The organism is Streptomyces sp. NPDC003327, assembly GCF_053589515.1.
The window spans coordinates 16516-35989 of the sequence record NZ_JBSFSA010000020.1; the positions used below are offsets into that span (position 1 = coordinate 16516).

A 19474-nucleotide genomic window follows, 5' to 3' on the forward strand; every position below is an offset into this window, starting at 1 on the left:
GACGGCCTCCTCGGGACTCGTGGGGATGTTCCGTTCACCCGCCGCCGCGATCATTGGCGCGCGCCGCGGCGGCGGCGCCGGACGGCGCGTGGAGGATGCCGGTGGTGACGGGGGTTCCGTCGGCCGGCGAGAGGAAGTGGTACTCGGTCGCGCGGGCGAGGAGCGCCCGGACGGGGCCCGGCGCCAGGCGGTACGCCCGGGCGAGAAGGTGCGCGGAGACGCCGACGACCACCCTGCGGGGGTGCGTCCGCGCCGCGCGGACCACGGCCCGCGCCACCCGCTCGGGGGAGACGAGAGGGGGCAGCGCCCGCACCCGGCGACCGGTGTGGTTGGCGGCGTGGAGGAAGAACGGCGTGTCCACCCCGCCGGGCAGGACGCTGCACACGTGGATGCCCCGGGCCCCGGCGAGGGCCAGCTCCTGCCGGAGCACGTCGTCGAACGTGACCAGCGCGGCCTTCGACATCGCGTACGCCGACATGTACGGCGCCCGGACGACGCCGCCCAGCACGGAGGAGACGTCGACGAGGACGCCGCTTCCCTGGCGGCGCATCACGGGCAGGGCGGCACGGGCCCCGTGGACCACGCCCATCACGTTCACGTCGAACAGCCGGCGAACGTCCTCCGCGGGCGCCCGGTCGGCGGCGCCGAGGATGCCGACGCCCGCCACGTTCACCCAGACGTCGATCCGGCCGTTCCGCGCGAGCGCCGCGGCCGCCAGCGCCTCCACAGCTCTCTCGTCGGTGACGTCGGTGGGCACGGCGAGCGCGTCGGCGGCTGGATGGGCGTCCGCGCAGCGGCGGGCCACGGCGCACAGCACGTCCGCGCTGCGCGCCGCGAGCACGACCCGGGCCCCGCGCCGGGCGAACGCGAGCCCGACGGCGCGCCCGATGCCGCTGGACGCGCCGGTGACCACGACGACCTTGCCCCGAACCGGGTCCGTGCGGCGTGTGCTCATGCCCCGGCGTCTCACCCCATCCGCGCACTTCATGCACCGGGAGGCCGGGCATCCGGCGGCCGCCGGGCTTCGGGGGCCGAGGCACCCCCCCGGCCCCCCGGCCCCCCGGTCCCCGGCCCCCCGGTCCCCGGCGCCCCCCGGCTTCCGGGGCGGATCAGCCGCGGGGTGGATCAGACCGCGCAGCCCGCGTCCGCGAGGACGTAGTAGCCGGGGGCCGTCTGCTTCAGGGTCCGCACGGTGAACGTGTTCCACAGCCCCATCGCCTGGCCGGAGCCCGCGGCGTAGGTGTAGCCCCCGCTCTGGTGGGCCCGGCCCGCGACCGTGTGGTCGTAGTTGCTCGCCGTGTGGCAGGTGGGCGTGGCGCCGGTGGTCGTCGCGGTCACGGCGGAGGAGACCGCGCCGACCGCCCCCGCCGCGTCCACGGCCGCCACCGTGTAGCCGTACGCCGTGCCGGGGGCGAGACCCGTGTCGGTGTGCGCCGTCGAGGCGACGGTGCCCACCTTCGTACCGCCGCGGTACACCTGGTACGAGGCCGCGCCGGCGACCGCCTGCCAGCTCAGGGAGACGCTGGTGTCGGTGGTGCGGGTGACCGCGAGTCCCGCGGGGGCGGGCAGGGTGCCCGGGCCGGGGCCGCCGCCCTGGCCGTCGAGGCCCCAGAAGCGGGCGGTGTGGAGGCTGGAGCAGAGGGTGTCGAGGTAGTACGTTCCGGCGGTGCCGCACTGCTCGGCCCCGCTGCCCGGGTCGACGGCGAGGCCGTGCGCCATCCCGGCAACCGAGTAGACCGCCACGGCGGGCCGTCCGGAGGCGTCGTCGTACGCGGTCAGCGTCGTGCCGCCGGAGAGGCTCTCGGTGCGCGACGGCGACTGGCCGAGGCCCAGGACGTTCGTCCACTGGTCGCGCAGCTCGGTGGCGTTGGCGGGCACGACCGTGGTGTCCGCGGTGCCCTGCCAGATCGCCACGCGCGGCCAGGAGGTGGTACCGGCGGGCGCGGCGGCGCGCACGAGGTCGCCCCACTGGGCGGGCGTCCTGTTCGGCGGGCTGTACATGCAGGTGTAGGCCGCCGAGACGCTCGTCGCGCAGAACGCCGGCAGGCCGGAGGCGACGGCGCCGCCGGCGAAGACGTCGGGATAGGCGCCGAGCATGTTCGCGGTCATGCCACCGCCCGCGGAGAGGCCGGTGATGTAGACGCGCCGGGTGTCGCTGCCGTAGCGGGCGACGGCGGTGTCGACCATCTGCCTGATCGACAGCGCCTCGCCGCGCCCGCGCCCGCTGTCCGCCGACTCGAACCAGTTGAAGCAGGAGTTGGCGTTGTTGGCGCCGCTCGTCTGCGGGAAGACCAGGGCGAAGCCGTAGCGGTCGGCGACCTTGGGCCATCCGGAGTGCGCGTAGTAGTCGCCCGCGCTCTGCGTACAGCCGTGCAGGGCGACGACCAGCGGCGCGCCGGGGGCCAGGGTGTCGGGGGCGTACGTGTGCATGGTGAGGTTGCCGGGGTTGGAACCGAACGAGGTGACCTGGGTCAGGCCCGCGGCGGACGCCTGCGGGCCCGCGGCGACCACCAGGCCGGCCGTGAGGGCGAGCGCCCCCGCGGCGGCGGTGACCCAGCGGCGGAGACCCGCGAAGGGGCGGCGGGCCCGCGGGGCGGGGCGGAACGGAGCGGGCGGTTGCGGCTCTGTCATGACGGGTGCCTTCTGTCGAGACGTACGGACGCACCCGGGACCGAGGAAGCGGCGGGGTCCGGGCACGGGTGGGAGGCGCACGGTGGGGACGTGCGGAGGTGGGGCGTGGGTCGGTGTGACGTGGGTCGGCGGGACGTGCGTCGGTGTGACGTGCATCATCAAGGCGCCTGCCACCGCGCTGACATGGGCGGGACAGCCAGCCTTGCCGGAGGGCCTGTGTGACGGCGGGCCATGGCCCGGCCCGCCCCCGACTCGGTATGACGGCCGGTCACCGACGGGACGCCCTCCGACCGCAGGGCACCGGCGGAGACCAGGTGGTGGGCCGAACCACCACCGGAGTCGCGACGGTGGGTGCCGCACCCATGTCACGCGGCCGACGCGGCGCCATAGCCTCCCGCGCGTCCTTGTTCGCCACACCCGGAGGCACACCCATGCGTCCCACCCCACGACCGACCCCCGGCCCGACCCCCGGCCCCGCACCCCGCGCCTGGCCGCGCAGGGCGTCGACCGCCCTCGCCCTGGCGGCCCTGGTGTTCACCTCGGCGCCCGCCACCGCCGCGAGCCCGGCCGCCCCCGGCACCCCCGACGGCGCGGGCGGCCACTGCGCCCGGCTGACCCAGCTGCGGGTGCCGGGCGCCGCCCACCAACAGGCCGCCTGCCTCGACGAACTGACCACCGCGGGCACGGTCGCCTCCGGCCACACCGACCCGGCCGACTGGGCCGGTCTCACCCCGAGGGACCTACCCGTCCCCACCGGAGTCCCCGGCATCCAGCTCGACGGCTACTTCCCCGACACCTCGACCACCAACTCCAACCACGGCTGGCGCCACGACGCCCAGTTCGTCATCCGCATGCCCGACCGCTGGAACGGCGGCCTCGTCGTCGCGGGCACCCCCGGCAACCGCGAGCAGTACGCCAACGACCGGGCCGTCGCCGACTGGGTGCTGGCCCGCGGCTACGCCTACGCCGCCACCGACAAGGGCAACACGGGCCTGGCCTTCCACCGGGACGGCGAGGCCCCCGGCGACGCCGTCGCCGAGTGGAACGACCGGCTCACCCAGCTCACCAGGGCCGCCCGCGCCACGATCGCCCAGCGCTACCACCGCCCGCCCACCCGCACCCTCGTGACCGGCATCTCCAACGGCGGCTACCTCGTCCGCTGGCAGCTGGAGAACCACCCCGAGCTCTACGACGGCGGAGTCGACTGGGAAGGCACCCTCTGGCGCGCCGACGGCCCCACCCTGCTGGACTTCCTGCCGCGCGCCCTGCGCGCCTACCCCGTGTACGCTGCCGGCGGCGAGGGCGCGGCGCGGGCCCGGGAGGAGATGCACGCCGCCGGGTTCCCGGCCGGGTCGGAGTTCCTGTGGCCGTACCACCACCAGGTCTACTGGGACCTGACGCAGCGCATCTACCGCGAGGAACTCGACCCCGGTTACGACGGGGCGACCGAGGCGGGCACGCCCTACTGCGCCACCGGCACCCCCGGCTGCGACGCCGACTACGACTACGCGTCCCGGCCCGAGGAGGTCCACCGGGCCGTCGAGCGGATCGCGCTCACCGGCCGCATCGGCAAGCCCCTGATCACCCTGCACGGCACCCTCGACGCCCTGCTGCCCATCGGCCGTGACTCCGACGTGTACGCCCGCATGGTGCGCGAGGCGGGCCGCGGCGCCCTGCACCGCTACTACCGCGTCGAGGGCGGCACCCACGCCGACGCGCTGTTCGACGCCTTCCCCGACCGGCTGCGGCCGCTGACGCCCTGCCACCGCTCGGCGTTCACCGCCCTCGAAGGGTGGCTCGCCGGGTCCCACCGGCCGCCCGCCTCGCGGACCGTCGCCCTGCCCGCGGGGGCCGACCCCGCGGCCCTGGTGACCGGCTGCGCCCTGGACGGACCGGACGCCGGCCGGCCCTCGTCCCGCTCCTGACCGCATCCCTGCACCCATGGTGTGGGCCACCACTCCCCAAGAGGTCTTTATGGTGGCCACCGCCATGGGAGCGGACCTCCGCGCTCCCTACTGTTTCCGGCCATGACGAACACATTTCCCACCCCGGCCGCCCCGCCGTCGCCCGCCGCCGCGGTCGACCTGAGCGGACGCACCGTCCTCGTGACGGGCGGCGGAAGCGGCATCGGCCGGGCCTGTGTGCTCGCCCTGGCCCGGGCGGGAGCCCTCGTCCACGTCGTCGACCGGGACGGCGAGGCGGCCAAGGCCGTCGCGGAGGCCGCCGGCGGCGAGGCCCACCAGGTCGACCTCGCGGACGGGGCGGCGATCGACGGCCTCCCGGCCGAGGTCGACGTCCTCGTCAACAACGCCGGCCTGCAGCACGTCGCCCCGCTCACCGAGTTCCCCACCGAGCGCTTCGAGCTGATCCAGAAGGTGATGGTCACCGCGCCGTTCCTGCTGATGCGCCGGGTCCTGCCGCACATGTACGCCCGGGGCTGGGGCCGCGTCGTCAACGTCTCCAGCGTCCACGGGCTGCGGGCCAGCGCCTACAAGTCGGCCTACGTCGCCGCCAAGCACGCCCTGGAGGGGCTGAGCAAGGTCGCCGCGATCGAAGGCGCCCCGCACGGCGTGACCAGCAACTGCGTCAACCCCGGCTACGTCAGGACCCCGCTCGTCGAGGGCCAGGTCCGCGACCAGGCCGCCGCCCACGGCATCAGCGAGGGCGACGTCCTCGCCCACGTCATGCTGGCCCGCTCGCCCGTCAAGCGGCTCCTGGAGGCCGAGGAGGTCGCCGCCGCCGTCCTGTGGCTGTGCGGCCCCCACTCCGGCTACCTGACCGGCGCCTCCCTGCCGCTCGACGGCGGCTGGACCGCCGGCTGACGGACCCGGACCGGACCCGGACCGGACCCGGACCGGACCCGGCGGCCCACGCCGGAGCCGGCACCGTCCCGCGCCCGCCCCCCGTCCCCGTACGGCCCCCGAACCCCTGTCCCCCCTCCCGTACCATCCGTCCCGTTCCGTTCGTGAAACCCGGTGAACCCATGTCTGACGCCACCACCACGCCGAGAGGCGGCATCGGCCGCATCGTCGCCGCCAGCCTCATCGGCACGACCATCGAGTGGTACGACTTCTTCCTGTACGGCTCGGCCGCCGCCCTCGTGTTCAACACGCTGTTCTTCCCCAGCGCCGACCCGCTGGTGGGCACGCTGATCGCCTTCATCACGTACGCCATCGGGTTCGCCGCCCGCCCCCTCGGCGGCATCGTCTTCGGCCACTACGGCGACAAGATCGGCCGCAAGAAGCTGCTCGTGCTCAGCCTCCTGATGATGGGCGGCGCGACCTTCGCGATGGGCCTGCTGCCCACGTACGACGCCATCGGCGTCTGGGCGCCGGTCCTGCTGACCCTGCTGCGCCTCGTCCAGGGCTTCGCGCTCGGCGGCGAGTGGGGCGGTGCCGTGCTCATCGTCTCCGAGCACGGCGGCGAGAAGCACCGCGGCTTCTGGGCCTCCTGGCCGCAGGCGGGCGCCCCCGGCGGCAACCTCCTCGCCACCGGTGTCCTCGCGCTGCTCGCCGCCTTCCAGTCGGAGGAGGCGTTCCAGTCCTGGGGCTGGCGCGTCCCGTTCCTGCTCTCCGGCGTCCTCGTCGTGATCGGCCTGTGGATCCGCGTCTCCGTGTCCGAGTCCCCGGTGTTCCTCGCCGCCCAGGCGAGGGCTGAGGCGGAGGCCGCGCGGGGCGTGAAGGAGAAGGCCCCGGTCGTCGAGGTGTTCCGGCGCAGCTGGCGCGAGGTCCTGTCGGCCATCGGCACCCGCTTCGGCGAGAACATCTCGTACTACATCCTGACCTCGTTCCTCCTCGTGTACGTCACCGTCCACCTGGAGCTGCCGAAGAGCACCGCCCTCAACGCCGTCCTCATCGGCTCCGCCGTCCACTTCGTCACCATCCCGCTGTGGGGCGCCCTCTCCGACCGGGTCGGACGCCGGCCCGTCACCCTGATCGGCTCCGCGGGCATGGCGGTCTGGGCGTTCGTCTTCTTCGGCCTCGTCGACTCGACCTCGTTCCCCGTGATCACCCTGGCCGTCACGGCGGGGCTGCTCCTGCACGGCGCGATGTACGGGCCGCAGGCCGCGTTCATCTCCGAGATGTTCGACACCCGGGTCCGCTACTCCGGTGCCTCGATGGGCTCCCAGCTCGCCTCCATCGTCGCCGGAGCCCTCGCCCCGATCATCGCCGTCGAACTCCTCAAGGAGTACGACTCCTCCACCCCCGTCAGCGTCTACCTCTGTCTGGCCGCCGTCGTCACCACCATCACCGTGGTGGTCACCCGCGAGACCCGCGGCCGCGACCTCACCGACTCCGCCGTGCAGGAGGAGCCGCGGGCCACCGCCCCCGCCCCCGCCGTCACCGCGGGCGACCGCGGCTAGCCCGACCCGCCCGGGCCGGCGCCGGTCCCCTCGCGGCGACCGCGCCGACGTCGCCTCCTACGTCGTACGCGTCCTCGGCCCCGTCCTCGCCCATGGCCCGGCTCAGTCCACGGCGCCCCACCAGGCCCCGTCCGCCGCGGGCTCCCCGGGCTCGCCGGACGGGCCGTCGCCCAGGGTCAGCCGCGAGACGATGCGGTAGCGGTCGCCCCGGTAGAGGGAGCGGACGTACTCGACGGGACGGCCGTCGCCGTCGGTGGTCGTCCGGTCGAAGAGCAGGGCGGGGGAGAGGACCGGCACGTCGAGGAGCGCGGCCTCCTCCTCGCTCAGCACGGTCGGTTCGATGGACTGCACCGCCCGCGCCGGCCGGATGCCCCGCTTCTCGCGCAGATGGGCGTAGAAACCGCCCTCCATGTCGGCCGCGGTCAGCCCCGGGACCAGCTCGGCGGGCACGTGAAGGTGCTCCAGGGCGACCGGGGCGCCGTCGACCCGCCGGAGGCGGGTGACCCGTACGAGCTCCGCCGCGGGGGAGAGCCGCAGCCTGCGGCCGATGCGGGCGCCCGCCCGGACCGGGCCGAGGTCGAGCACCGTGCTCGTCCACCTGCCCGCGGCGCGCGGGACGGTGAAGGGTGCCTCGTCGGGGGCGAGGCGCTGGGTGATCTTGGCGGGTGCGACGAACATGCCGCGGCCGTGTTCCCGTACGAGCAGGCCGGTGGCGACCAGTTCGTCCACGGCGGCGCGCAGGGTGGGGCGGGAGACGCCGAGGGCGGCGCAGAGCGTCCGCTCCGAGGGGATGGCGTCGCCCGGACGGCGGCCGTCGATCACGGACAGCAGGTGCTCCCGTACCCGTTCGCGCTTGAGCTCCACGCTGCTTCCTCCCCGGTGCGCCGTCCGCTGCCGGTCAGTATGCATCTCCCTCGGTCGAGGAGGTCACGAGGCCGTCGTGGGTGAAGTCGAGCCGGGAGACGATGCGGTAGCGGTCGCCCCGGTAGACGGAGTGCACGTACTCGACGGGGCGGCCCGTGGTGTCGAGGGTGAGGCGCTCGATCAGCAGCGCGGGCGAGAGGACGGGCACGTCGAGGAGCGCGGCCTCGTCCTCGCTGACGACCGTGGGCTCGATGGACTGGGTCGCCTCCCGGACCCGGACTCCGTGGTGCTCCCGCAGATGGTCGTAGAGGTCGCCCGCCTCCAGCTCCTCCGGGGTGAGCGCCGCGCCGACGAGGTCCGCGGGGATGTGCAGGTGCTCGATGGCCATGGGCGCGCCGTCGACGAGGCGCAGACGGGCGACGTAGAGCAGCGGGGCGGCGGGGGAGAGGCGAAGCCGTCGGCCGATGCGCGCGCCGGCCCGGACGGTGGCCGACTCCAGGACGGTGCTCGACCAGCTGCCCGCGGCGCGCGGGACGGTGAAGGGTGCCTCGTCGGGGGCGAGGCGCTGGGTGATCTTGGCGGGTGCGACGAACATGCCGCGGCCGTGTTCCCGTACGAGCAGGCCGGTGGCGACCAGTTCGTCCACGGCGGCGCGCAGGGTGGGGCGGGAGACGCCGAGGGCGGCGCAGAGCGTCCGCTCCGAGGGGACGGGGTCGCCGGGGCCGCCCGCCTCGATCAGGCCGAGCAGGTGCTCGCGTACCCGCTCCCGCTTCAGCACTCCGGTGGAGGAGCCGTCCGTCATGCCACTCTCCCTGACTGGTCAACTGGTAAGTCCGATGGTAACCCCAGGAGTTCGCCGGACGTCCTGTGAACATCCCATGCATTCCAGGGGATTGACGGCTCCATTGGTCCATGCCACCTTCTGGTCACACACCTGACCACCTGACCAATTGGTCAACCATCCATCGAGGTGCGCATGAAGCCCGTGACCCCGGCGAGACTTCCGGAGCCCACACCCCGCCCCCTCGCCCGTCCCCGCCCCCTCGCCGGAAGCCGCCCCCTCGCCGGAAGCCGCGCCGGGGGCGTCGCCCTCGCGGCGGTGCTCGCCCTCGCCGCCACGGCCGCCTGCGGCGGACCCGGCGACCCCGCCACCTCCGACGGACCGCGCAAGGTCACCGTCTGGATCATGAAGGACAGCGTCACCGACGCCTTCCTCACCCGCTTCCGCACCGGCTTCGAGGCGGACCACCCGGACCTCGACCTCGACATCCAGATCCAGGAGTGGGACGGCATCGGCGAGAAGGTCACGGCCGCCCTCGCCAGCAAGGACGCCCCGGACGTCATCGAGGTCGGCAACACCCAGGTCGCCCAGTACGCGGCCAGCGGCGGCGTCCGCGACCTCAGCGACAAGGTGGCCGAACTGGGCGGCGCCGACTGGCTCCCCGGCCTCGCCGAGCCCGGCAGGGTCGACGGCAGGCAGTACGGCATCCCCTGGTACGCCGCCAACCGCGTCGTCATCTACCACAAGGACCTCTTCGCCCGGGCGGGCGTCACCGCGCCGCCGAAGACCCGGGACGAGTGGCTCTCCGTCACCGCGAAGCTCAACCGGGGCGCAACCCAGGGCATCTACCTCCCCGGCCAGAACTGGTACGCCCTCGCCGGCTTCGTCTGGGAGGAGGGCGGTGACCTCGCCGTCCGCGAGGGCGACCGCTGGAAGGGGGCGCTCGACACCCCGCAGGCCCTCGCAGGCATGGACTTCTACCGGCGGCTCCAGGCCCTCGGCAAGGGCCCCAAGGACTCCGACGAGGCCAAGCCCCCGCAGGCCGAGGTCTTCGCCAAGGGCGACGTCGCCCAGATCATCGCCGTCCCCGGCGGCGCGAAGATCGTCGAGGAGCTCAACCCCGCGCTCAAGGGCAAGCTCGGCTTCTTCCCCGTCCCCGGAAAGTCCCCGCGGAAGCCCGGCGCCGTCTTCACCGGCGGCTCGGACCTCATCGTCCCCGAGGCCTCCACCCGCCCCGACGCCGCCTACGAGGTCGTGAAGGCGCTCGCCGGCGAGAAGTGGCAGACGGACATGGCCAGGACGATGAGCTACGTCCCCAACCGCACCTCCCTCGCCCACGTCATCCAGGGCGACGCCGGAACCGCCGCCATGGCCGCCGGCGCCGCCCAGGGCCGGGCGACCCCGAACTCCCCGCAGTGGGCGGCCGTCGAGGCCACCAACCCCGTCAAGCAGTACATGACCGCCGTCCTCACCGGCACCGACCCCGCACGGGCGGCCGCGACCGCCTCCGAGAGCATCACCAGGACCCTCGGCTCGTGAGACGTCCCGACCGGGCCGCCCTGTGGCCCTACCTCCTCGTCGCCCCGACCGTCCTCGGCGGAGTCCTCCTCCTCGGCTACCCGCTCGTCCGCAACCTGCTGATCTCCCTCCAGCAGTACGGCATGGGGGAACTCATCCGCGGCGGCGCCGGGTTCGTGGGGCTCCGCAACTACCGGACCGTCCTGACCGACCCGGAGTTCTGGGAGGTCGTACGGCGCACCTTCTGGTGGACCCTGGTCAACGTCGTCCTGATCATGGTCATCGGCACCCTGGTCGCCCTGATGCTCCAGCGGCTCGGCCGCGCCGCGCGCGTCCTGGTGACGAGCGGGCTCGTCCTCGCCTGGGCCAGCCCCGTCATCGCCACCACCACCGTCTTCCAGTGGCTCTTCGCCTCCCGTCTCGGCGTGGTCAACTGGGTGCTCGTCCGCCTCGGTTTCGCGTCCTTCGAGGGCTACTCGTGGCTGGCCGACGGACCCGCCGCGTTCACCGTCCTCGTCCTGCTCGTCGTCTGGCAGTCCGTGCCGTTCGCCGCCATCACGCTCCACTCGGCGCTGCTGACCGTCCCCGCCGAGCTGTACGAGTCGGCCCGCCTCGACGGAGCCGGCGCCTGGCGGATCTTCCGCTCGGTCACCCTGCCGCTCCTGCGGCCCGTCTTCGGCCTCGTCCTCTGCCTCGAAGTCATCTGGGTCTTCCGCTGCTTCGCCCAGATCTGGGCCGTCACCAAGGGCGGCCCCGGCGAGGCCACCACCACCCTGCCCGTCTACGCCTACCGCGTCGCCCAGTCCCTGCACCGCTACGACCTCGGAGCGGCCGTCTCCACCCTCACCGTCCTGCTCCTCGTGGCCGTACTCATCGCCTACTTCCGCCAACTGCTCCGACCGGAGGCCGACCGGTGACCCCGCGCCGCGCCCTGCGCCGACTCCCCCTGAACACCGCGGCGGCGCTCGTCTTCCTCCTGGCCGTCTTCCCGGTGTACTGGATGGTCCTCACCGCCTTCCGGCCCACCCGCGACATCCAGTCCGAGACCCCGCGCTTCCTGCCCGTCTCCGTCACCCTCGACCACTTCCGACGCGCCGTCGCCGCCGACGGGTTCTGGACCTTCTGGGGCAACAGCCTGCTCGTCACCGCCGGCTGCGTCCTGCTCGCCCTCGTCGTGGCCCTCGCCGCCGCCTTCGCCGTCGCCCGCCTGCGCTGGCGCGGCCGGCGCGCCTTCGTCCTCATGGTCTTCATCGCCCAAGTGGCGCCCTGGGAAGCGCTGTTGATCCCGATGTACGTCATCGCCCGGGACGCCGACCTGCTCGACAGGCTCGCCACCCTCAGCCTCGTCTACTTCATGATCACCCTGCCGTTCACCATCGTCACCCTCCGCTCCTTCCTGGCCGCCGTGCCCGCCGAACTCGAAGAGGCCGCGCAGGTCGACGGCTGCACCCGGGCCGCCGCCTTCCGCCGCGTGACCCTCCCGCTGCTCGCCCCCGGACTGCTCGCGACCTCGCTCTTCGGCTTCATCACCGCCTGGAACGAGTTCGCCTTCGCCAACATGCTCATCATCAAGAACCAGGACGACCGCACCCTGCCCGTCTGGCTCTCCTCCTTCTCCAACGTCTTCGGCACCGACTGGGGCGCCACCATGGCCGCCTCCACGCTCTTCGCCCTGCCCGTCCTCGTCCTCTTCCTGGTCCTGCAGGGCCGGGTCGCCGCCGGCATGACCGGCGGAGCCGTGAAGGGATGACGCCCCGCGATGCCCCTGCCCCGACTCGTCCCCCAGCCCACCCACCTCTCCCCGCTGCCCGGCACCTTCACCTTCGGCCCCGCCACCACCCTCAAGGTCGCGCCCGGCGCGGAGGACGCGGCCCGGCTGCTGCGCACCCTGCTCCGCCCCGCCACCGGACTGCCGCTGCACGCGGCCCCGGACGGCTCCGTCGTGCTGGCCGTCGACCCCGCCCTCACCGGCCTCGGCGCGGAGGGGTACGGCCTCACCGTCGGCCCCGAAGGCGTGCTGCTGCGGGCCGCCCGGCCGCAGGGCCTCCTCGCCGGGGTCCAGACGCTCCGCCAGCTGCTGCCCGTCGACGCCCTCGGCGACGCGCCCGTCACCGGAGTCGACTGGTCCGTGCCCTGCGTCCAGGTCACCGACGTCCCCCGCTTCCCCTGGCGCGGCTCCATGCTCGACGTCGCCCGCCACTTCCGCCCCGCCTCCTACCTGCGGCGGTACGTCGACCTCCTCGCCCTCCACAAGCTCAACGTCCTCCACCTCCACCTCACCGACGACCAGGGCTGGCGCATGCCGGTCGCCGCCCGCCCCCGCCTCACCGAGATCGGCGGCGCACCCCGCGGCGGCGCCTACACCCGCGCCGAACTGACCGGCCTCGTCGCGTACGCGGCGGAGCGCGGCGTCACCGTCGTGCCCGAGATCGAGATGCCCGGCCACGTCCGCGCCGCCCTCGCCGCCTACCCCGAACTCGGCAACCACCCGGGCCGCACCCATGACGTCTGGGACCGCTGGGGCGTCTGCGACACCGTCCTCGGCGTCCACGACACGGCCCTCGCCTTCTGCCGCGACGTCCTCGACGAGGTCATGGACGTCTTCCCCTCCCCGTACGTCCACGTCGGCGGCGACGAGTGCCCCACCACCGAATGGCACACCGCGCCGACCGCGCTCCGCCGGATCGCCGACGAGGGCCTCGACGGCCCCGGGAGCCTGCACCGCTGGTTCACGGAGCGGATCGGCGACCACCTCCTCGCCGCCGGGCGCCAACCGCTCGGCTGGACCGAGAACGGCGCCGACCTCCCCCCGTACTTCACCGTCATGCCCTGGCGCGACGCCGACCACGGCCGCACCGCCGTCCGCCGCGGCCACCAGGTCGTCATGACCCCGCACCGCTCCACCTACCTCGACTACCCCCAGTCCGAGGACCCGGCCGAACCGCCCGGCCAGGCCGGCGGGATCGTCGACCTGCGGACCGTCCACGGCAACGACCCGGCGCCCGCCCACTGGAGCCCCGAGGAGACCGCCCGGGTGCTCGGCTCGCAGGCCCAGCTGTGGACCGAGTACGTCCCCACCGCCGCGCACGCCGAGTACCTCACCTTCCCCCGGCTCTGCGCCCTCGCGGAGGCCGTCTGGACCGGCCGCCACGACTGGCCCGGCTTCCTTCAACGCCTCCGCCACCACAGGACCCGGCTCGACGCCCTCGGGGTGCCGCGCCGCCTCTCCACCCCGTCCCCGTCCCTCCCCACCCGAGGAAAGGAATCCCCATGAGCGACAGGAACAGGACCGGCAGCCTCCGCGTGCGGGCCGCGCTCGCCGTCGCCGCGGTCACCGGGCTCGGCGCCACCGCCCTCACCGCCCTGCCCGCGGCCGCGGCCGGCGAGGCCGTCACCGTGCAGTACCGGCAGAGCGCCACCGGCGGCGACCAGGTCGAGCCCTGGCTCAAGGTCGTCAACACCGGTACCTCCAGCGTGCCGTTGAGCCAGGTCAAGGTCCGCTACTACTTCAAGGCCGAGGCGGGCGCCTCGTACACCTACGCCTGCTCCTGGGCCGTGAAGGGCTGCGCCCATCTCACCGGCACCTTCGGCACCCTCGCCCACCCCACCGCGACCGCCGACCGCTACCTGGAGGTCGGCTTCACCGCCGGTGCCGGTTCGCTCGCGCCCGGCGCGGACACCGGCGACATGCAGCTCCGCTTCCACCGCTCCAACTGGCAGCCGCTGAACCAGAACGACGACTACTCCTTCGGCCCGGCCCAGACCACGTACGCCAACTGGTCCAAGGTCACCGCCACCGTCGGCGGCGTCCAGGTCTGGGGCACCGCCCCGGCCGGCAACGAGCCCACCCCGACGCCCACCGACCCGACCACGCCCCCCACGACGCCTCCGCCGACCGGCGCCGCGCTCTTCGACGACTTCGACTACACCGGCCACACGGACCCGGCGATCGGCGCCCACGGGTGGAGCGTGCGCTCCAACTCCGGCGGCCCCGGCGTGCCCGGCGCCACCTGGGCGCCGGAGAACGTCACCTTCGCCAAGGAGGGCACCAACTCGATCATGAACCTGCGGACCTCGACCGCCGGGACCGGCGAGTCCACGCGCCACACCGAGATCCTCACCCGGGCCGTCAAGTTCAAGAACGGCACCTACGCGGCCCGCGTCCGCTTCTCCGACGCGCCGCTCTCCGGCCCCGACGGGGACCGGATCGTCCAGACCTTCTTCACCATCAACGACCTCAAGGCGCCGATGGCCGACGACTACGCCGAGTACGACTTCGAGTACCTGCCCAACGGCGGCTGGGGCGAGCCCGCCAACATCCTCTACACCACCTCGTGGGAGACCTACCGGCCCGACCCCTGGGAGGCCGTCAACCAGCACTCCGAGGTCCGGACGAGCTACGCCGGCTGGCACGACCTCGTGCTGACCATCGACAACACCTCGATCGTGTACTACGTCGACGGCCAGGAGTTCGGGCGCCACGACGCCCGCTACCTCCCCGAACGCCCGATGTCGATCAACTTCAACCAGTGGCTGATCGACCTCGCCGGCCAGACCTCGACGACCCCGCGCGCCTACGACCAGAAGGTCGACTACGTCCTGCACGTCAAGGACCAGGTCCTGACCCCCGCCCAGGTCGCCGCCAAGGTCGGCGCCTACCGCGCGGCGGGCACGGCCTTCGAGGACACGGTGCCGTCCGCCTCCTGACGGCGACGGCCCGCCCGTGAGGGCCCTTGCCGTACAGCGCGCCGCCTCCGGACGTCGCCATGACTCCGGAGGCGGCGCGTCCCCGTCGTGGGCGTCAGGAGTTCCAGGGGCCCATGCGGTCCAGGCGCCGCAGCTGCTGCCGCGCCGTCGACGCGTCGAGCCCCTCGCCGCGCGAGGCGAGCCGGTCCGCGACGGACGCCCGGTGCTCCACGGGCTTGTGGTCGTCGTACTTGAACTTCGCCCGTACGTCGGTGACGTCGAGGCGAAGCCCGCGGATGCCGGACAGCATGCGGCCGTACGGCGGCTGCCCGACCGCGACGGGCGCGTGGTCGCCGTCCGGCTGGAAGTGCGCGAGCTGGCGCCGCAGCAGCTCGGCCTTCCCCTCGGGGTCGTCGACGATCACGGCCCGGCAGGTGAACTGGACGGCGGTGTAGTAACTGGTGGGCACGCCGTCCGCGGGCGGCGTACCGGCCTTGGCGCGCCAGGGACCGGGGACGAAGGCGTAGTCCCCGAAGACGGTGAAGAGCACGTGCTGGTCGTGCTCGATCGCCTTCCACACGGGGTTCGGCCGGGCGAGGTGGACCAGGAGGTGCCCGGGGGCGGCGGTGAAGTGGGTGGGGACGGCGGCCGGCGCCTCGCCGGGCAGCCCGTTGACGCTGAGGAGGCCGAAGTCGTGCCCCTCGGCGATCCAGGTCTGCCACTCGGCTTCGTCCAGGCCGGCGTCCCAGGGCTGGATGAACATGCGGGTCTCCTCGCGGTCGCGTCCCGTCCCCTTCCAACGGAAACCACTGCACCGTACAGGGAACCGACCGCGCCGCGTCGTGGCCCCCGGCTCCCCCACGTCGCTGTGGACGGGGGACCGGGGCGGGCGACGGCGGCGTGGGTCAGTCGATGCGGATCGCGAGCATGCAGGCGTCGTCCTCGTGGCCCGTCTGCTCGGGGTCGGCGAGCAGGAACTCGATCAGGGGGCCGGGGGTGACGTCCGGGGCGCGGGTCAGTGCGTCGGCGAGGCGCTCGATGCCCTTCGTCACGTCCTCGCCCCGCCGCTCCACCATGCCGTCGGTGTAGAGCAGGAGCAGGTCGCCCCGGCGCAACGGGGTCGCCGACGTCTCGTACGCGTACCCGGGCAGGGCGCCGAGCAGCGGCCCGCGGTGCCCGGTGACCAGGGGCTCGCAGCGGCCGTCGCGGAGCAGCAGCGGCGCCGGGTGGCCCGCGTCCGCCCAGTGCAGGACATGGTCGTCGTCGATGTGCCCGGTCACGACGGTGGCCGTCTGGCCGTCCGGGTCACTGCACACCAGCTCGTTGAGCCAGGTCGTGATCTCCCCGGCGGACGCCCCCGTCTGCGCGAGGCCCGCCAGCGCGTGCCGCTGCTGGGCCATGCGCGCGACGGCTTCCAGGCCGTGTCCCGAGGCGTCGCCCATCGCCACGAGCACCCGGCCGTCCGGCAGCAGCCGGCACTTGTACCAGTCACCGCCGACGGCCGCGTCCGGCTCGGCCGGCCGGTACGAGGCGGCGACCGTCAGGCCCACGGCGGCCAGCGCCTCCGAGTGCGTCGGCAGCAGCGCCTCCCGCAGGGCGTCCGCCACCCGCCGCTCCGCCTCCGTCCGCCGCCGCAGCCGGTCCGACTCGCGCTCCGTCTCGGCCAGGCGCCGCCGGCTGCGGATCTGCGGGGTGAGGTCACGGGCGACGAGGTTCACGGCCCACGGGCGGCCGTCCGTCCCCGCGACGGGGCGGCCGAGCAGGTCGAGCGTACGGATCTCCCCGACGACGAGGAACCGGATCCGCGTCCACGCCGGTTCCTCACCCGCGAGCACCGAGGTCAGGAACTCCGAGAACGCCGTCAGATCGTCCGGCAGCAGCGCGTCGCACAGCTGGTCCAGCGACCACGGCATCCCCACGTCCGCGTGGAATATCCGGCTCAGCCCCTCCGACCAGGTCACCTTCCCGGAGAGCAGGTCCCAGTTGCCCCAGCCGAGCGACGCCAGGTACTGGGCGTCGATCGTCAGCAGCTCCGTCCGGCTCCGCACCGGCCGCCACGTCAGCAGCACCTGCTCACCGCAGGGCGCCGCCGAGTACAGCAGCGACGCGCGGTGGAGCCGGCCGAGGCGCTGCTCGGTGTAGTCGACGACGCGCCCCCGCAGGGCGGTGCCGTTCTCCACCAGGTCGACGAGCGAGCCGAGGAGCCCGCTCTGCGCCGCTCCGGGCCGCGCTTCGAGGAGCCGCTGCCCGACCTGCTGGTCCGGGCTCTCCAGCCAGTCGGCGGACTGGACGCGGTTGCCGGCGACCAGCCGGAAGTCCCGTACGGCCCCGGTCTCGTCGTCCCTCACCGGCTCCAGGAGGGCGGCGGAGACGGGGATGGCCGTGAGCGCCCCGCACAGACCCGGGGCGCCGGGGTCGTGCGTGCCGCACGCACAGGGGCTCGCGCCGTCCCGGGCGGCCGGCGCCTCCGAGGCGATCGAGCGCACCGGCGAGGTGATGTCCGGGCCGACCGCGGCGGGGGCGGGGCCCGTGGCGGTCCTGCGCACCGAGGCGCGGAGCGAGGAGATCTCCCGTCCGATCATGTCCTTCAGCGCGTCGACGCTGTCCGGCAGCGGAAAACCCATGGGTCGCCTCCCCAGGACGTGGACCTGGCTGGTGGTGTCGGGCGGCTCGGCCCGGGAGGTGCCGGGACGCCGGGCGCCGGGGACGTCGTACGGCGGCCATGGCTGCCGCTGCCCACGCGGCGCGCGTTCATGCGCGCCGTCGCGGTGGCGGCCCGCGCCCGGACCGCCGGGGGTCCCGCTCCCCGCCCGGCTCCCGGTCGCGGTTGAGGGTCCCCCAGCGCCCGTTGTGCCGGGCGATCTCCTCCGTCGCCTCCTCGATGACGCGCCGCCCGATCCAGCCGACGGGTTCCACGTCCGTGACCAGGGGCTCGTTGTCCGGGCCGCGCCCGCACTCCCGTGCCCGCAGCACCCACGGCCGCGTACGTCTGTCCTTGACGCCGGGAAGGTGGGAGTAGTCGTAGAGGCGCCGCGCCGCCCAGGTCCGCAGGGACCGGTCGCCCCACCACGGTTCGGGGTCGAGCGGGTTCGCCGACAGACCGGGCAGCCGGACGCCCGTCAGGTCGTCCCGGCTGCCGGGAGCGGGCAGATCGCTGTCGGGGCCCAGCGACCACCGTACGAAGAGGCCGGACCGCCCGGCCAGCAGCGAGGCGAGCTCGTCCAGGGTGTCGATGGTCGCGAGGCGGCTGTTCTCCTGCGCGTTCACGCCCGGCGCCTACCCGACGCCGACCGGCGTAGTCACGGACGCGCGTCCGCGTCGCCGTGGGCGCGGCCCTGTCGGCGAGCCGGTCGCCGGCAGGGCCGCGCCGGGTCAGGCGGTGTGCAGCCGCAGACCGTAGCGGTTGAGGATCTCGTTGACCGGCTGGAACCAGGTCTGACCGCCGGAGGAGCAGTTGCCCCAGCCGCCCGAGGTGACGCCCTGCGCCTGGTCGCCACTGATGAACGAGCCGCCGGAGTCGCCGCCCTCGGCGCAGACGCTGGTCTTCGTCATCTGGTACACGGCGCCCTGGCTGTAGTTGACGGTCTCGTTCTTGGCGAGGACGGTGCCGCAGTGCCAGCGCGTCGTCGACCCCGACCGGCAGATCGACGCGCCGACGGGCGCCTCGGCGGAGCCCCGTACGAGCCGGTCCGGGACCGTGCCCCAGCCGAGCACCACGGGGACCGTCCACCAGCCGCTGTGGATGCTGACGTACGCGTAGTCGTCCCCGGGGAACGAGGAGCCCTGGAAGGTGCCCATGGCCGACCCGTCCCAGCCGCGCACCGCGGCCCCGGCGCGTCCGCAGTGTCCCGCCGTCACGAAGCCGCCGTGCACGGAGAAGCCGATCGAGCAGCGGACGTTGCCGGTGTAGTACGGGTCGCCGCCCACGGTTCCCGCCGCGTACGTACGGGGCGCCTCGGCGGTCTCGGCGACGGTGACCGGCCCGCCGGCCCGGGCCCGGTCGACGAAGGCCCGTACGGCGGGGGCCTCGCGCTCGGCGCCCACGACCGTGACCACGACGCTGTTCGCCCGCGGGTCGACGTGCCAGCCGGCGACCCCGGCCGGGGCCGGGAGCGCGTCCAGACGGGCCTTGGCGCGGTCGAGGGCGGCGGCGCTGTGCCGCACGAGCCGGGTGTCCGCGCCCAGCGCCCGCACCTCGGCCTCCTCGGCTCGGTCGGTGACGGCGACGACGAGCCGGCCGGTGGCCGGATCGAACCAGGAGCCGCCGTACGCGCCGCCCGTGGCCTGCCGGGCGGCCCGCTCCACGGCGGTCGCGGCCTTCTCGGCGCGCAGCCGCTCCTCGGCCTGGGCGGCGGTGAGGCCCAGGTCCCGCCGCAGGGCGTCGAGCAGTCCCGCGGACGCGCTGGGCATGCCGGGGGCCGGGTCGGGGAGCGGGGCGGCGTTCGCCGTGCCGACGTGGGCGGCGACGGGGACGACCGCGAGGAGCAGGGCGGCGACGGCGGCGCGCAGGGGGGTGGTGCGTTTCACGAGACCTCCTGGTGTGGGGGAGTCGAACGCTCTGAGAGCGCTCTCAGCGAGCGCCGCCCGCCACGCTAGCGCCCTCCGCTTGTCAGGTCCATACCAGGATCCGG

Annotated in this window: 16 protein-coding genes; 8 read left to right on the forward strand and 8 right to left on the reverse strand. The window is 74.3% G+C overall.

Annotation, left to right across the window (positions count from 1 at the left end; all coding sequences use genetic code 11):
* Nucleotides 1-34 precede the first annotated feature (34 nt).
* Together ACWDVG_RS17630 and ACWDVG_RS17635 are read right to left on the reverse strand one after the other, a co-directional pair.
* Nucleotides 35-955: an SDR family NAD(P)-dependent oxidoreductase gene (locus tag ACWDVG_RS17630; RefSeq protein ID WP_451700126.1), complete on the reverse strand. Its 921-nt coding sequence runs from the start codon at nucleotides 953-955 to the stop codon at nucleotides 35-37.
* Between the two features lie 170 nt (nucleotides 956-1125).
* Nucleotides 1126-2631, reverse strand: a complete 1506-nt coding sequence (locus tag ACWDVG_RS17635; protein ID WP_451700127.1) for an extracellular catalytic domain type 1 short-chain-length polyhydroxyalkanoate depolymerase — start codon at nucleotides 2629-2631, stop codon at nucleotides 1126-1128.
* Nucleotides 2632-3062: 431 nt separating this feature from the next.
* Here ACWDVG_RS17635 and ACWDVG_RS17640 point away from each other — a divergent pair, with 431 nt between their 5' ends.
* The 3 genes from ACWDVG_RS17640 (at nucleotide 3063) to ACWDVG_RS17650 (ending at nucleotide 6994) form a co-directional block, all read left to right on the forward strand.
* Entirely contained in the window at nucleotides 3063-4556 is a 1494-nt protein-coding gene (locus ACWDVG_RS17640; RefSeq protein ID WP_451700128.1) for a 3-hydroxybutyrate oligomer hydrolase family protein, read from the forward strand.
* 102 nt (nucleotides 4557-4658) lie between these two features.
* Nucleotides 4659-5453 carry a 3-hydroxybutyrate dehydrogenase gene (locus tag ACWDVG_RS17645; RefSeq protein ID WP_451700129.1) on the forward strand — a complete coding sequence of 265 codons (795 nt, stop codon included), beginning with the start codon at nucleotides 4659-4661 and terminating at the stop codon, nucleotides 5451-5453.
* 161 nt (nucleotides 5454-5614) lie between these two features.
* Entirely contained in the window at nucleotides 5615-6994 is a 1380-nt protein-coding gene (locus ACWDVG_RS17650) for an MFS transporter (protein ID WP_451700130.1), read from the forward strand.
* A gap of 102 nt (nucleotides 6995-7096) precedes the next feature.
* Here the strand turns inward: ACWDVG_RS17650 and ACWDVG_RS17655 are convergent, their stop codons facing one another.
* Entirely contained in the window at nucleotides 7097-7903 is an 807-nt protein-coding gene (locus tag ACWDVG_RS17655) for a GntR family transcriptional regulator (RefSeq protein ID WP_451700131.1), read from the reverse strand.
* Nucleotides 7893-8660, reverse strand: coding sequence for a GntR family transcriptional regulator (locus ACWDVG_RS17660; protein ID WP_451700132.1), 768 nt, complete (start codon nucleotides 8658-8660; stop codon nucleotides 7893-7895). The genes ACWDVG_RS17655 and ACWDVG_RS17660 overlap by 11 nt, the downstream gene beginning before the upstream one ends.
* 174 nt (nucleotides 8661-8834) lie before the next feature.
* On the opposite strand from ACWDVG_RS17660, the gene ACWDVG_RS17665 reads away from it, so the two are divergent.
* Genes ACWDVG_RS17665 through ACWDVG_RS17685 form a run of 5 tightly spaced genes read left to right on the forward strand, consistent with a single transcriptional unit; the run spans nucleotide 8835 to nucleotide 14864 of the window.
* On the forward strand, nucleotides 8835-10178 hold the full coding sequence (locus ACWDVG_RS17665) for an extracellular solute-binding protein (protein ID WP_451700133.1): 1344 nt from the start codon (nucleotides 8835-8837) through the stop codon (nucleotides 10176-10178).
* Entirely contained in the window at nucleotides 10175-11074 is a 900-nt protein-coding gene (locus ACWDVG_RS17670; RefSeq protein ID WP_451700134.1) for a carbohydrate ABC transporter permease, read from the forward strand. Before ACWDVG_RS17665 ends, ACWDVG_RS17670 begins: the two co-directional genes overlap by 4 nt.
* Nucleotides 11071-11907: a carbohydrate ABC transporter permease gene (locus ACWDVG_RS17675; RefSeq protein ID WP_451700135.1), complete on the forward strand. Its 837-nt coding sequence runs from the start codon at nucleotides 11071-11073 to the stop codon at nucleotides 11905-11907. The genes ACWDVG_RS17670 and ACWDVG_RS17675 overlap by 4 nt, the downstream gene beginning before the upstream one ends.
* 9 nt (nucleotides 11908-11916) lie before the next feature.
* Nucleotides 11917-13431, forward strand: a complete 1515-nt coding sequence (locus ACWDVG_RS17680; RefSeq protein ID WP_451700136.1) for a beta-N-acetylhexosaminidase — start codon at nucleotides 11917-11919, stop codon at nucleotides 13429-13431.
* Entirely contained in the window at nucleotides 13428-14864 is a 1437-nt protein-coding gene (locus ACWDVG_RS17685) for a cellulose binding domain-containing protein (protein ID WP_451700137.1), read from the forward strand. The genes ACWDVG_RS17680 and ACWDVG_RS17685 overlap by 4 nt, the downstream gene beginning before the upstream one ends.
* 94 nt (nucleotides 14865-14958) lie before the next feature.
* Here the strand turns inward: ACWDVG_RS17685 and ACWDVG_RS17690 are convergent, their stop codons facing one another.
* From ACWDVG_RS17690 to ACWDVG_RS17705, 4 genes are all read right to left on the reverse strand, one after another.
* Nucleotides 14959-15606: an FMN-binding negative transcriptional regulator gene (locus tag ACWDVG_RS17690; RefSeq protein WP_451700138.1), complete on the reverse strand. Its 648-nt coding sequence runs from the start codon at nucleotides 15604-15606 to the stop codon at nucleotides 14959-14961.
* A 142-nt stretch (nucleotides 15607-15748) separates the two neighbouring features.
* Nucleotides 15749-17467: a PP2C family protein-serine/threonine phosphatase gene (locus ACWDVG_RS17695; RefSeq protein WP_451700139.1), complete on the reverse strand. Its 1719-nt coding sequence runs from the start codon at nucleotides 17465-17467 to the stop codon at nucleotides 15749-15751.
* Between the two features lie 127 nt (nucleotides 17468-17594).
* Nucleotides 17595-18110, reverse strand: a complete 516-nt coding sequence (locus ACWDVG_RS17700) for a DUF6098 family protein (RefSeq protein WP_451700141.1) — start codon at nucleotides 18108-18110, stop codon at nucleotides 17595-17597.
* Nucleotides 18111-18215: 105 nt separating this feature from the next.
* Complete coding sequence (locus tag ACWDVG_RS17705) at nucleotides 18216-19370, reverse strand: S1 family peptidase (protein WP_451700142.1); 1155 nt, start codon at nucleotides 19368-19370, stop codon at nucleotides 18216-18218.
* Nucleotides 19371-19474 lie beyond the last annotated feature (104 nt).